Raw genomic sequence first — 13,731 nt, 5'->3', positions numbered from 1 at the left:
CGGGCTACCGTGATTAGATTACTCGTTGCTTGCTACAAAGACGTGCCGTCCCCCGATGCGGGCGCATCGGGGGACGGCACGGGACGGCACGACGGGAACCGGTCCTACTGCGCCTCGATGGCGGTCAGGGCGATCGTGTTGATGATGTCCTGCACGAGGGCGCCTCGCGACAGGTCGTTGACCGGCTTGTTGAGGCCCTGGAGCACCGGGCCGATGGCCAGCGCCCCGGAGGAGCGCTGCACCGCCTTGTAGCCGATGTTGCCGGCGCACAGGTCCGGGAACACGAACACGTTGACATGTCCGGCGACCGGATCGCCCTTGGCCTTGGTGGCGGCCACGGTGGGCGACCATGCGGCGTCGAACTGGATGGAGCCGACGACCGGCAGGTCCGGCGCCTTCTCCTTGAGCAGGCGGGTGGCCTCCTCGACGACATCCACGTCCGGGCCCTTGCCGGAGCCGAGCGTGGAATAGGAGAGCATGCCCACCTTCGGCTCGATGCCGAACGCCCGGGCGGTCTCGGCGGACTGCAGCGCGATCTCGGAAAGCTGCTCGGCGTCCGGGTTGAGGTTGATGGCGCAGTCGGCGAATACGGCCACATGATCCTTGAAGCACATGAGGAACGCGCCGGAGACGAGCTTCTGGCCGGGCTTCGTCTTGATGACCTGCAGGGCGGGGCGCACCGTGTTGGCGGTGGAGTTGACGGAGCCGGAGACGAGACCGTCGGCGTAGCCGAGCACGACGAGCATCGTGCCGAAGTAGCTGGCGTCGGTCAGCTGCTTGCGGGCCTGCTCCTCGGTCATGCCCTTCTTCGCTCTGAGCTCGCACAGCTTCGCCACCATGGGCTTGAGGATGTTCTCGTCGTCCTTGGCCTGGAAGCGGGCACGCTCGAGGTACTTGAGCCCCAGTTCGCGGCCGCGAGCGAGAATCGCCTCCCTGTCGCCCACGATGATGAGGTTGACGATCTCACGTTCGAGCAGGAAGTCGGCCGCCTTGATGATGCGGTCCTCTTCGCCCTCCGGCAGGACGATGGTTTTCTTGTTGCCCTTCGCCTTGCCGAGCAGGCCGTACTGGAACGCGTACGGGGTGACCGGCGGCTCGATGTCCGCGTCGAGCGCGGCGAGCACCTGCTCGGTGGGCGCGTTGCGGCGGAACGTCTCCAGGGCGAGGTCCTTGGTGGTCTCGTCGGTGAACGGGACCTGCGGGATCGTCCAGACCGGCAGGCCGTACTTGGCGAGCGTCTCCTTGACGGAGACGGCGTGGCGGGGCTCGCAGCCCGTCACGAAGATGCCCAGCACCTTGTTGCCGGCGGCCTCGACGCCCTCGATGGACAGCTTCACGGTCTCGTCCAGCTCATGCGGCCAACGGTCGATGGTGCACACGGCCAGGAACACGCCGGCCTGCAGGTCGGCGGCGACGTTCGCGTTGAACTCGTAGGAGGTCGGGTCGTTGACGTGCGACTTGTCCGTGCCGACGATGAGCGCGGCCTCGGCGCGGGAGACGTCGAGCGCGTCGTTGAACCGGCCGACGATGTCGCCACGGGCCGTGTCCTTGTCCGCGCGGACCGTGTGCACGTCGAGGCCGGTGGACAGCGCCACGCCGAGACCGGCGTTCGAGGCGGAAAGCAGGATCGGGGTGAAGTCGTCGTGGTTGGACACGGCGGGACGGAACACCATCGTCTTGTACTTGGAGGTCAGCGCGTTGAGGACGCCGTAGGCGACGACGTTGCGTCCGTTGGCGCCCTCCGGGCTGGCGATGTATACACGGGTGACGGTCACGATGTCTTGTCTCCTTTGATAGCAACACTGAAAGTGGGACCATCACTCATTCTAACGACGTTCGGCGGCGCCGCCGTGAATTGTTGCCGGTTCTTTCCCGTGAAGGGGCCCAGGCGTGCAAAAACAGGCAAACCATGCAAAACGCCCGCCGGGGATCCCGACGGGCGTTATGCATGGGGTGATGGCGGGCGCGCGTGTCGCCGGATCAGCGCTCGCGCTCCCATTCCGGGGTGTCCGCCTCGGCCGGTCCGTGGTTGTAGTCCACAAGCCGCCAGCGCACCTCGTCGTCGGACAGGTCCATGGGGGACAGGCGCACCCAGTGCGCGTTGCGCATCGAGACGACGGACGCGAACGTCGGATCCACGCCGGACAGGCCGAGCAGCGTCTGCACGGTCTGCGAGATCCACGCGCCGTGCGAGAACATGTACAGGTCGGTGTCGTCGCCGGCGCGCGTGGACCAGTCGAGCAGCGCCTCCACGCCGCGCTCGCCCACATGCTCCTTCGGTTCGGCGCCGTACTTGAGCTCGCCGCCCGTATGGTCCATCCACGAGCGGAAGTCCTCCGGGTAGCGTTCGGCGAGCTCGGAGACTGCATGCCCGTCCCAATCGCCGAAGCTGCGCTCGCGCACGCGGGCGTCGTCATGCACCTCGACTCCGGCGGCCGCACCGCCGAGCACGTCGGCGAACGCCTGCGCGGTGGCGTGCGCGCGGGAGAGGTCGGAGCAGACGATGAGACGGTCCGTCACGCTGGGACGCTGGTCCACGTACAGCGATTTGAGGGCCTCCGCGGTCCGGCGGACCTGCCATTCGCCCACGGCGTCGAGCGGGATGTCGACCTGTCCCTGCAGACGGTGCGCGGCGTTGTACGAGGTGCGGCCGTGGCGGATCAGGAAGATGGAACGGACGTGGCGCATCATCGCACGCTTTCCGGATGCTCGAGGCCAAGCTCGATCTGCGGGCAGTCGCGCCACAGACGCTCCAGACCGTAGAATTCGCGCGACTCCTCCTGCATGACGTGGATCACGTAGTCGCCGTAGTCGAGCAGCACCCACTGTCCTTCGGTCAGTCCCTCGCGCTGGCGCGGCTTGCGGCCGCCGCACTTGAGGTAGAGGTCCTTCTCGATTTCCTCGGCGACGCCGAGCACCTGGCGCTCGTTGGAGGCGCCGGCGATCATCATGACGTCGGTGATGCCGAGCGGTCCGGTCACGTCGAAGGCGACGATGTCGGTGGCCTTGACGCGGTCGGCCGCCTCGGCGGCGATGCGGATGTCGTCGATGGATGACTGCAAAGCGGGCATGTGGCTCCTTGTGGTGTCTTGTCTTGTGGTGTCTCGTGGGTGCTCGTGGGGAGGCCGTGCGTCGGACCGTCCGGACGGACGCACGGTCGCGGAGGTGGGGGAGGAGGGGAGAGAGGAGAGAGGACGCCGGGCGGCGGTCAGCGCTCCCAGGCGGGCTTCCAGCCCTCGACGTTGTGCTGCGTGTTCTCCGAGTAGACCATCGTGTCGTCCGGCACGGCGTGGCGCACCACGGAACCGGCGCCCGTGGTCACGTTGTCGCCGACCTCGACGGGCGCGACGAACAGGTTGCCGGCGCCGACGTGGCAGCCCGCACCGATATGCGTCTTGTTCTTGTGCACGCCGTCGTAGTTGGCGGTGATGGTGCCGCCGCCGATGTTCGTGTGGTCGCCGAGCGTGGCGTCGCCCATGTAGCTCAGGTGCGGCACCTTCGTGCCGTTGCCGATGTGCGCCTTCTTCATTTCGACGAACGCGCCGGCCTTCGCCTCCTCGCCGAACTCGTTGCCCGGGCGCAGGTACGTCCACGGGCCGATGTTGGTGGCGCGGCCGATGTGGGACTCCTGCACGCGGGAGCGTTCGACGACGGCGTCCGCGTCGACGACCGCGTCGATGAGCGTGCTGTACGGTCCGACGACGGCGTTCTCGCCGATGACGGTATGGCCCTGCAGGAAGGTGCCGGGCAGGATGACGGCGTCGCGTCCGATCTCGACGTCGTCCTCGATCCACGTGGTGTCCGGGTCGAGGATCGTGACGCCGTCGCGCATCCACGCCTCGCACACGCGGCGGTTGTGCGCCTTGGCGAGCGCCGCGAGCTGCACGCGGTCGTTGACGCCCTCGACGCTCAGGGGGTCGGGCGCGGTGAACGCGCCGACCTTGCCGTTGGCGCGGGCGGTCTCCAGCGCGTCGGTGAGGTAAAACTCGCCCTGCGCGTTATTGGACTTGAGGTCGGCGATGGCGCGGGTGAGCAGTTCGGCGTCGAACACGTACACCGACGTGTTCACCTCCTGCACGGCCAGTTCGCTGCGGTTCGCGTCCTTCTGCTCGACGATGCGCAGCACGTCGCCCTCGCGGTCGCGGATGATGCGGCCGTAGCCGGTGGGGTCGTCGAGCACGGTGGTGAGCACCGTGGCGCCGTCGCCGGAGGCGTTGTGGAAGTCGATGAGGCTGCGCAGCGTGCGCGCGTCGAGCAGCGGCATGTCCGAGGCGGCGATGAGCACGGGGCCGCTGATCGGCCCGTGCTGCGTCAGCTGCGCCATGGCGCACTGGACGGCGCGGCCGGTGCCGGGGATGTCGTCCTGGTTGACGATGGTCACGTCCGGGTCGTAGCTGCGTGCCGCCTCGGACACGCGCTCCGCCTGGAAGTGCACGACCACGGCGAGCGTGTCCGGGTCGAGGGCCCTGACCGAGTCCATCACACGGTTGAGGAAGGTGCGCCCCGCGAAGGTGTGCAGCACCTTGGGCTTGTTCGAACGCATGCGGGTGCCCTCGCCCGCGGCGAGGATGATTGCGGCTGTCACTGCCGAGGATGCCATATGTGTGTCGTTCCCTTCACTGGCGTTGGTTGTTCGCGTTTCCACGCGACTAACAATAGACGGCCGCCGGGATGTGCCGGACGGCCGTCAATGGTTCCGCCCCCGTGACGGAGGACCGTGCGCGAGGGCGGAATGGCGTGTTCCCCCACCTGGATTCGAACCAAGACAAAGGGTTCCAAAGGCCCGTGTGCTGCCATTACACCATGGGGGAGCGGCGGCTTCCACCGCCAAGTGTTCATTTATACCATAAGGTCAGGCGAAAAGGAAACCCTGCCCATGGTGCTCGGGGTACGTCTCGAACAGCTCGGCCACGGAGCCGTCCTCGAACACGGCGCGGATGGCGCTGGCCAGCAGCGGCGCGATCGACAGGACGGTCAGGCCGTCCCAACGCTTCTCCTCCGGAATCGGCACGGTGTCGGTGAGGACCACCTCGCGCGCGCCGCACTCCTTGAGACGGTCGACGGCGGGACCGGAGAGCACGCCGTGCGTGGCGACCACGGTGACGGAGTTGGCGCCGGCCTCCTTGAGCACGTTGCAGGCGCCGACGATGGTGCCTGCGGTGTCGATGAGGTCGTCGACGAGCACGCAGTCCTTGCCCTTGACGTCGCCGACGACGCGGTTGGCGACCGCCTGGTTCGGACGGGTGATGTCGCGCGTCTTGTGCACGAACGCGAGCGGGCCGCCGCCGAGGCGCTGCGCCCACTGCTCGGCCACGCGGATGCGGCCGGCGTCCGGGGAGACGACCGCCACGTTGTCCAGATGGCCCTGGAAGCGGTCGCGGATGTAGTCGACGAGCACCGGCATCGCGATGAGATGGTCGACCGGGCCGTCGAAGAAGCCCTGGGACTGGGCGGCGTGCAGGTCGACGGACATGATGCGGTCCGCGCCGGCGGTCTTGAGCAGGTCGAAGACGAGACGGCAGGAGATGGGCTCACGGCCGCGGTGCTTCTTGTCCTGGCGGGAGTAGCCGAGGAGCGGGCAGACGGCGGTGATGGAGCGGGCGGAGGCGCGCTTGAGCGCGTCGATCATGATGAGCTGCTCCATGATGGCCTTGTTGATGGGCTTGTAGTGGCTCTGCAGCACGAACACGTCGGCGCCGCGCACCGATTCGGTGTAGCGCACGTACATCTCGCCGTTGGCGAAATCGTATGCGGTGGTCTCGAGCACGTCGATGCCGAGCTGGTCGGCGACGTCCTGCGCGAGTTTCGGATGAATCCTTCCAGTGACGAGAATGAGGTTCTTGTCTGGCTTTCCTTCGAGGATTGCGCTCACCGTATCTCCCATGCGTTGTGATTGTCCGGTTGTCGCCTTCAGTGTAATGTGTCTCGCCGACCTGCGGACGGGCCGGGCGTCGGCGGACCGTCCGCAGGGGGAGAAGGCGCACGGCGACGTCAGTCCGCGGCTCCCACCCAGCGCTCGATGGCCGCCTTGATGGTCTGCGCGTACAGGTCGCTGCCCTTGTTCGGATGGATGCCGTCCGAACCGAACACGCCGGGGTTCGCCTTGGCCGCGGAGTCCCAGTCGACGAGCAGCACGTTGTCCGGATGCGCTGCGGCGAAATCGGCCATGACCTTGTTCGTGCCGGGGATCCAGGCGCGTTCGCCGTGCGCGTTCACGAGCACGAGCATCTGGTCGGGGCCGATGAGCTCGTAGACCCGCTGCAGCTGCGCGGTGGTCATCTCCGAGTTGGTGCCCAGACCGATGATCACCCATTGCCGCATGGTCCCGGCGTCCATGGCCGTGCGCATGATGCCCGGGGCCACCATGATGGACCGGGACACCGAGGCGTCGATGCTGATGCCGGGGAAGACGGAGTTCAGGCCGCCGGAGGAGGCGAGCATCACGGAATCGCCGATGGCGGTGATCTGATCGCCGGTGGGCATCTGACGCGTCCGGCGGGGCTGCGGCACCGCGTTGCGCGGCAGCTCGCCGTTGAGACGCGCCTCGCGCTCCATGCGGGCGAGCTCGCGCGCCTGCTCCTCCAGCTGGATCTGCGTGGAGGTCTTCTCCGGGGCGTTCGTCACGCCGATCACGCAGCCGGAGACCACCGCGATGAGGATGATGTCGACCACCACGGCGCGCAGGACGTGCGCGGCCGTGGGGTGGGGGTGCGGGAAGACGACGAACAGGGACGAATGCCGGGCGGCGGGCTTCTCGACCAGCAGCCAGGAGAGCGTTGCGGCGCACGCGGTGAGCGCCAGCGTGGCCACGAGGATCCATCGGCGGTCGGCGCCGGGGACGAGCCGGGGAAACTCCGCGGTGACGAGGATCCACAGCGGCCAATGCCACAGGTACACGCCGTACGAGTATTTGCCGAGCGCGGCGAGCGGCTTGAACACCATGAGGTCGCGCATCCACGAGCCGGGGGCGATGGTGCCGGCGATGAGCGCCACGGACAGCACGCTGGCGAGGATGATGCCCCCGTGGAACGCGGTGGCGTCCTGACGTCCGAGCGCCGCCATGAAGCCCAGGGCCACGAGGGCGACGAACGCGACGACCGGGGCCGCGGCGGCGGCCAGCCTGGACGGCAGCGACGCATCGGACGAGCGCGCGTCCACCGCATCCGAGTGTGCGGTTCGTAGCATCCGACGGGACATGGGGGAAACCGACGGCGGCATGGTCGTCGCGGGCAGCGGAACGGGAGCCGGGACGTTGCCGAACGACGGCACATCCCGCATGGCCGGCATCGGTACCGGAGCGGACGCGGGAGACGGGACGGCGGGGGCGGCGTCCACGCCCGTCGTACGCGTCCTGCGCGGACCGGAATGGGGCGCGGCGACGAACCATGCGAGCGCGACGCCGAGCAGCAGGCCCACGGCGTGCGTGTCGGCGCCGAAGTAGACGCGGGTGGCGTCGGCCTTGGAAGCGTAGAGCGTCCACATGGCCCAGCCGCTCGCGGAGGCGAGCCCCAAGGGGATGACGGCGGACAGATGGGTGCGGCGGATGCGCCACATGAGCCAGGCGATGAGCGGCACGACGACGTAGAACTGCATGAGCACGCCCACGAACCACAGGTGACGCAGGATCTGCGGGTTCATCTGGTTGAAGTAGTCCTGGCCGTTGACGATGGCGTACCAGTTGTAGCAGCCGAGCAGCGTGGTGACGACCTGGTCGCGGATGCCGACGAGCGCGTCGCGGTCGGTCATCCAGGCGAGGGTGACCACCGCGGGCACCAACATGATGAGGGCCGGATAGAGGCGCGCGGCGCGACGCGGGATGTACCGCGCCAGATCGGGGCCTCCCGTGCGTTCCAACGAACGGAACAGGCTCAGCGCGATGAGGAACCCGGACACGGTGAAGAACACGTCGACGCCGTAGAAGCCGCCGGGCATCGCCGACTGCGCGCAATGGTAGATGATGATCGCGATGAGCGCGAACCCCTTGATGCCGTCCAGGCCCACATAGCGACGGCGTTGTTTCGTTACAGCCACTTCCGATACCGCTTACTGCTCAGACTTCTCTCTCTTCGCCCGTTCCCGGAATGGGACGGACGGGGGAAGAGTGTACCAACGACCCTCGAAGTGGCGGCGTCCCACGGGAGCCTCCGGCTCGGAGGGTGCATGGCTCGGGGGTGTCCGTGTCGCGGGTCGGCTTCCCGGGGCCGCGGGACGGTGAGTGGCGGAGAACGACGAAAGGGCATCCCGTGCGGCTGCGGGATGCCCTTTCGGTCAGGTCAGAGACCGGATCCGGATGGTCGGATGATGCGCGCGGAGACCGCCGCCCGCATCACTCCCATTCGATGGTGGCCGGCGGCTTGGAGGTGCAGTCGAGCACCACGCGGTTGATCTGACGGCACTCGTTGGTGATGCGGGTGGAGATCGTGGCGAGTACGTCATAGGGGACGCGCGACCAGTCGGCGGTCATGGCGTCCTCGGAGCTGACCGGGCGCAGCACGATGGGGGAGCCGTAGGTGCGTTCGTCGCCCTGGACGCCCACCGAGTGGACGTCGGCGAGGAGCACGACGGGGCACTGCCAGATGTCGCGGTCGAGGCCGGCCTTGGTGAGCTCCTCGCGGGCGATGGCGTCCGCCTCGCGCAGCACGTCGAGGCGCTCGCGGGTGATCTCGCCGACGATGCGGATGCCGAGGCCCGGGCCCGGGAACGGCTGGCGCCAGACGATCTCGTCGGGCAGGCCGAGCTCGGTGCCGATGGCGCGCACCTCATCCTTGAACAGGGTGCGCAGCGGCTCGACGAGCTGGAACTTGATGTCCTTGGGCAGGCCTCCCACGTTGTGGTGGCTCTTGATGTTGGCCGCGCCGTCGCCGCCGCCGGACTCGACGACGTCGGGGTAGAGCGTGCCCTGCACGAGGAACTTCACCTCCTTGCCGCGGGCGCCTGCCTCCTCAAGGACCTGGCGTTGGGCCTTCTCGAAGGTGCGGATGAACTTCTCGCCGATGATTTTGCGCTTGCGCTCCGGCTCGGAGACGCCCTTCAAGGCGTCGAGGAAGTCGTCGGCGGCGTCGACGGTGATCAGACGGATGCCGGTGGCCTCGACGAAATCGTGCTTGACCTGCTCGACCTCGCCCTTCCTCAGGAGACCGTGGTCGACGAACACGCAGGTGAGCTGGTCGCCGACTGCCTTGTGGACGAGGGCTGCGGCGACGGCGGAGTCCACGCCGCCGGACAGGCCGCAGATGACCTCGGCGTCGCCGACCTGCTCGCGGATCTTCCTGACCTGGTCGTCGATGATGGAGGAGGCGTCCCAGTCGGAGCCGAGGCCGGCGCAGTCGTGGAGGAACGTCTCGATGAGCTTCTGGCCGAGCGGGGTGTGCTTGACCTCGGGGTGCCACTGCACGCCGTACAGCCTGCGGGACTCGTCCTCCATCGCGGCGACGGGGGCGCCCTCGGTGTGGGCGAGGACCTTGAAGCCCTCGGGCGCGGTCTTGACGGCGACGCCGTGGCTCATCCACGTGCTCTGCTCGGCGGGGGAGCCGGCGAGGATGCCTTCGGCCGAGTCGATGACGGTCTCGGTCTTGCCGTATTCGCCGAGGGCGGCCTTGTCGACGTCGGCGCCGAGGGCGTAGGCCATGGCCTGGAAGCCGTAGCAGATGCCGAGCACCGGGACGCCGGCCTCGAACAGCTTCGGGTCGACTCGCGGGGCGCCGGGCTCGAACACGGAGGCCGGGCCGCCGGAGAGGATGATCGCCTTCGGATCCTTGGCCAGCATCTCGTCGACCGGCATGGAGTGGGGCACGAGTTCGGAATAGACGTTGGCCTCACGCACGCGACGGGCGATGAGCTGGGCGTACTGGGCGCCGAAATCGACGACGAGCACAGGACCTGTTGCCATGGAAATTCCCCTAACGTTTATCGTGATGTAACTTGGGTGGTGTCGTGACGATTATCGCCGTCGAGCCAGACAAGGCCATATGGCCAAATTCATGTGCGGAAAACGAACAAACAACGCCGGGTGACCCCACCAACACGCCGGGAGCGAACACAATGAAACGAACGTGGCCGCATCCGGTTGACGCGGCCTATCCGGCCGTATTCCAACGTTTTCATGTCTTGTCGTCAAAAAAGGGATGCGCACAATCGGTCGGCGAATTCACACAAAACCAGCAATTTTTGCAACATTTCCGAACATACTCGCAAGAAATCGTTCAAAAGTCGCGTTGTCCTCGTACCATATCGAGTGATTGGGAGCGGGAAACCGCGTAACCGCAAGGTTATGGGGCCTCGCGACCGAAACAGAAATAATCAATCGCGCGCGATCCCCCGATCGTGTGCAGGAGTACAGGAGTACACATGACGAGTCCTGTTATTGGCACCCCCTGGAAGAAGCTGAACGCTCCGGTTTCCGAGGAGGCCCTCGAAGGCGTTGACAAGTACTGGCGCGTTGCCAACTACCTCTCCATCGGCCAGATCTACCTGCGTAGCAACCCGCTGATGAAGGAGCCCTTCACCCGCGAGGACGTCAAGCACCGTCTGGTCGGCCACTGGGGCACCACCCCGGGCCTGAACTTCCTGATCGGCCACATCAACCGCTTCATCGCCGACCACGGCCAGAACACCGTGATCATCATGGGCCCGGGCCACGGCGGCCCGGCCGGCACCTCGCAGTCCTACCTGGACGGCACCTACACCGAGACCTTCCCGAAGATCACCAAGGACGAGGCTGGTCTTCAGAAGTTCTTCCGCCAGTTCTCCTACCCGGGCGGCATCCCGTCCCACTTCGCTCCGGAGACCCCGGGCTCCATCCACGAGGGTGGCGAGCTCGGCTACGCCCTGTCCCACGCCTACGGCGCCATCATGGACAACCCGTCCCTCTTCGTCCCGGCCATCGTCGGCGACGGTGAGGCCGAGACCGGCCCGCTGGCCACCGGCTGGCAGTCCAACAAGCTCGTGAACCCGCGCACCGACGGCATCGTGCTGCCGATCCTGCACCTCAACGGCTACAAGATCGCCAACCCGACCATCCTGTCCCGCATCTCCGACGAGGAGCTCCACGAGTTCTTCCACGGCATGGGCTACGAGCCGTACGAGTTCGTCGCCGGCTTCGACGATGAGGACCACATGTCCATCCACCGTCGCTTCGCCGACCTGTTCGAGTCCATCTGGGACGAGATCTGCGACATCAAGGCGACCGCCAACACGGACAACGTGCACCGTCCGTTCTACCCGATGATCATCTTCCGCACCCCGAAGGGCTGGACCTGCCCGAAGTACATCGACGGCAAGAAGACCGAGGGCTCCTGGCGTTCCCACCAGGTGCCGCTGGCCTCCGCCCGCGACACCGAGGCCCACTTCGAGGTCCTCAAGAACTGGCTCGAGTCCTACAAGCCGGAGGAGCTGTTCGACGAGAACGGCGCCGTCAAGGACGACGTCCTCGCCTTCATGCCGAAGGGTGAGCTGCGCATCGGCGCCAACCCGAACGCCAACGGCGGTGTGATCCGTGACGACCTGAAGCTCCCGAACCTCGAGGACTACGCCGTCAAGGAAGTCGAGAAGTACGGCCACGGCTGGGGCCAGCTCGAGGCCACCCGTCGTCTCGGCGTCTACACCCGCGACATCATCAAGAACAACCCGCACGACTTCCGCATCTTCGGACCGGATGAGACCGCCTCCAACCGTCTGCAGGCCTCCTACGAGGTCACCAACAAGCAGTGGGACGCCGGCTACATCTCCGATGAGGTCGACGAGCACATGCACGTCTCCGGCCAGGTCGTCGAGCAGCTGTCCGAGCACCAGATGGAAGGCTTCCTCGAGGGCTACCTCCTGACCGGCCGTCACGGCATCTGGAGCTCCTACGAGTCCTTCGTCCACGTGATCGACTCCATGCTCAACCAGCACGCCAAGTGGCTCGAGGCCACCGTTCGTGAGATCCCGTGGCGCAAGCCGATCGCGTCCATGAACCTGCTGGTCTCCTCCCACGTCTGGCGCCAGGACCACAACGGCTTCTCGCACCAGGATCCGGGTGTCACCTCCCTGCTGCTGAACAAGTGCTTCCACAACGATCACGTCATCGGCATCTACTTCGCCACCGACGCGAACATGCTGCTGGCCATCGCCGAGAAGTGCTACAAGTCCACCAACAAGATCAACGCCATCATCGCCGGCAAGCAGCCGGCCGCCACCTGGCTGTCCCTCGACGAGGCTCGCGCCGAGCTCGAGAAGGGTGCCGCCGCCTGGGATTGGGCCTCCACCGCGAAGTCCAACGATGAGGCCGAGATCGTGCTTGCCGCCGCCGGCGATGTCCCGACCCAGGAGATCATGGCCGCCTCCGACAAGCTGAAGGCCATGGGCATCAAGTTCAAGGTCGTCAACGTGGTTGACCTGCTCGCTCTGCAGTCCGCCAAGGAGAACGACGAGGCCCTCTCCGACGAGGAGTTCGCCGACATCTTCACCGCCGACAAGCCGGTGCTGTTCGCGTACCACTCCTACGCGCACGACGTGCGTGGTCTGATCTACGATCGCCCGAACCACGACAACTTCAACGTCCACGGCTACGAGGAGGAGGGCTCCACCACCACCCCGTACGACATGGTCCGCGTGAACGAGATCGATCGCTACGAGCTGACCGCCGAGGCCCTGCGCATGATCGACGCCGACAAGTACGCCGACAAGATCAACGAGCTTGAGGCCTTCCGTCAGGAAGCCTTCCAGTTCGCGGTCGACAACGGCTACGATCACCCGGACTACACCGACTGGGTGTACTCCGGCCTGAACACCTCCGAGAAGGGCGCCATCACCGCTACCGCCGCCACCGCCGGCGACAACGAGTGATTCGTCTGATCACGAGGTGATCGTCCTCTGAGAGGATGATTGCAGCCCAAGGGGCCCGGGAAGCGCTTCCCGGGCCCCTTTCGCATGCTTTGACGCATATCTCACGCAGATGTACGCAAGATGGCTGAGACACGGTGGCGGTTGAGACACGGCGGCGAAGGGCCCAAGCGCGTTCCGCGTGGGAATGATGCCGTGTGGCGCCCGATTCTATAGGAACGGACGTTTGAGGGTGCCTGTAGGCGGTGCATACGTCCGTTTCTATAGGAACGGGTGTTCGGCCCAGGGGATTGGGACCGTGTGGCGTCCGATTCTATAGGAACGGACGTTTGAGGGTGCCTGTAGGCAGTGCATACGTCCGTTTCTATAGGAACGGGTGTTTCGTCTGGGGATTGGGACTGTGTGGCGTCCGATTCTATAGGAACGGACGTAACTGCCGCTGGGAGATGTCCCTGGTGCCTATTGTTCTTTCGAAAAGATACGAAAAAGACCCATGCAATGGAATCACACGGGTCTTGCTGTTCGTGGAGCTAGGGGGATTCGAACCCCCGACCCTCTCCATGCCATGGAGATGCGCTACCAGCTGCGCTATAGCCCCGTATTCTGTTATTCGGCAACCATTCGGATGCCTGGTGGAGCTAGGGGGATTCGAACCCCCGACCCTCTCCATGCCATGGAGATGCGCTACCAGCTGCGCTATAGCCCCGTATTCTGTTATTCGGCAACCATTCGGATGCCTGGTGGAGCTAGGGGGATTCGAACCCCCGACCCTCTCCATGCCATGGAGATGCGCTACCAGCTGCGCTATAGCCCCGTATTCATTTGTTGTGGCCGCTTTTTGAGCCTCGTATACATTACGACGAGCTGCCGAATCATGCAACTACGGCATGTCGCGCGGAATTCCGCCAT

Annotated in this window: 8 protein-coding genes and 4 tRNA genes; 1 reads left to right on the top strand and 11 read right to left on the bottom strand. The window is 66.1% G+C overall.

The window, feature by feature from the left end; genetic code table 11:
- Positions 1 to 104: 104 nt before the first annotated feature.
- The 8 genes from pta to guaA all read right to left on the bottom strand — a co-directional run bounded on the left by pta (position 105) and on the right by guaA (position 9,889).
- Positions 105 to 1,775 carry a phosphate acetyltransferase gene (pta, locus tag KIH78_RS04525; protein ID WP_219131440.1) on the bottom strand — a complete coding sequence of 557 codons (1,671 nt, stop codon included), beginning with the start codon at positions 1,773 to 1,775 and terminating at the stop codon, positions 105 to 107.
- 205 nt (positions 1,776 to 1,980) lie between these two features.
- The gene (locus tag KIH78_RS04520) at positions 1,981 to 2,691 is read right to left on the bottom strand and encodes a histidine phosphatase family protein (protein ID WP_219131439.1); all 711 of its coding nucleotides are present in this window, start codon (positions 2,689 to 2,691) and stop codon (positions 1,981 to 1,983) included.
- Positions 2,688 to 3,071, bottom strand: coding sequence for a ribosome silencing factor (rsfS, locus tag KIH78_RS04515; RefSeq protein WP_219131438.1), 384 nt, complete (start codon positions 3,069 to 3,071; stop codon positions 2,688 to 2,690). Before rsfS ends, KIH78_RS04520 begins: the two co-directional genes overlap by 4 nt.
- A 137-nt stretch (positions 3,072 to 3,208) precedes the next feature.
- The gene (glmU, locus tag KIH78_RS04510) at positions 3,209 to 4,600 is read right to left on the bottom strand and encodes a bifunctional UDP-N-acetylglucosamine diphosphorylase/glucosamine-1-phosphate N-acetyltransferase GlmU (protein WP_219131437.1); all 1,392 of its coding nucleotides are present in this window, start codon (positions 4,598 to 4,600) and stop codon (positions 3,209 to 3,211) included.
- A 140-nt stretch (positions 4,601 to 4,740) separates the two neighbouring features.
- Positions 4,741 to 4,811 (bottom strand) — tRNA-Gln (locus KIH78_RS04505).
- Positions 4,812 to 4,852: 41 nt separating this feature from the next.
- Positions 4,853 to 5,884, bottom strand: coding sequence for a ribose-phosphate diphosphokinase (locus tag KIH78_RS04500; protein WP_214311138.1), 1,032 nt, complete (start codon positions 5,882 to 5,884; stop codon positions 4,853 to 4,855).
- Positions 5,885 to 5,991: 107 nt separating this feature from the next.
- Positions 5,992 to 8,031, bottom strand: coding sequence for an acyltransferase family protein (locus KIH78_RS04495; protein WP_219131436.1), 2,040 nt, complete (start codon positions 8,029 to 8,031; stop codon positions 5,992 to 5,994).
- A 295-nt stretch (positions 8,032 to 8,326) separates the two neighbouring features.
- The gene (gene guaA, locus KIH78_RS04490) at positions 8,327 to 9,889 is read right to left on the bottom strand and encodes a glutamine-hydrolyzing GMP synthase (RefSeq protein ID WP_214311129.1); all 1,563 of its coding nucleotides are present in this window, start codon (positions 9,887 to 9,889) and stop codon (positions 8,327 to 8,329) included.
- 458 nt (positions 9,890 to 10,347) lie between these two features.
- Here guaA and KIH78_RS04485 point away from each other — a divergent pair, with 458 nt between their 5' ends.
- Complete coding sequence (locus tag KIH78_RS04485; protein WP_214311127.1) at positions 10,348 to 12,825, top strand: phosphoketolase; 2,478 nt, start codon at positions 10,348 to 10,350, stop codon at positions 12,823 to 12,825.
- Between the two features lie 522 nt (positions 12,826 to 13,347).
- Here the strand turns inward: KIH78_RS04485 and KIH78_RS04480 are convergent.
- From KIH78_RS04480 to KIH78_RS04470, 3 genes are all read right to left on the bottom strand, one after another.
- Positions 13,348 to 13,420 (bottom strand) — tRNA-Ala (locus KIH78_RS04480).
- A gap of 32 nt (positions 13,421 to 13,452) precedes the next feature.
- Positions 13,453 to 13,528, bottom strand: a tRNA-Ala gene (locus KIH78_RS04475).
- Between the two features lie 32 nt (positions 13,529 to 13,560).
- A tRNA-Ala gene (locus tag KIH78_RS04470) sits at positions 13,561 to 13,636 on the bottom strand.
- Positions 13,637 to 13,731: the final 95 nt, after the last annotated feature.

This window comes from Bifidobacterium saguinibicoloris (genome assembly GCF_019331725.1).
GTDB classification, from domain to species: Bacteria; Actinomycetota; Actinomycetes; order Actinomycetales; family Bifidobacteriaceae; genus Bifidobacterium; species Bifidobacterium saguinibicoloris.
This window is presented reverse-complemented; position numbering and strand designations above follow the sequence as displayed.

What these genes read in the sequence shown, in the direction of transcription:
- KIH78_RS04520 (WP_219131439.1), bottom strand. Translation starts at nt 2,691, where the DNA reads ATGATGCGCCACGTCCGTTCCATCTTCCTGATCCGCCACGGCCGCACC.
- rsfS (WP_219131438.1), bottom strand. Translation starts at nt 3,071, where the DNA reads ATGCCCGCTTTGCAGTCATCCATCGACGACATCCGCATCGCCGCCGAG.
- glmU (WP_219131437.1), bottom strand. Translation starts at nt 4,600, where the DNA reads ATGGCATCCTCGGCAGTGACAGCCGCAATCATCCTCGCCGCGGGCGAG.
- KIH78_RS04500 (WP_214311138.1), bottom strand. Translation starts at nt 5,884, where the DNA reads ATGGGAGATACGGTGAGCGCAATCCTCGAAGGAAAGCCAGACAAGAAC.
- guaA (WP_214311129.1), bottom strand. Translation starts at nt 9,889, where the DNA reads ATGGCAACAGGTCCTGTGCTCGTCGTCGATTTCGGCGCCCAGTACGCC.
- KIH78_RS04485 (WP_214311127.1), top strand. Translation starts at nt 10,348, where the DNA reads ATGACGAGTCCTGTTATTGGCACCCCCTGGAAGAAGCTGAACGCTCCG.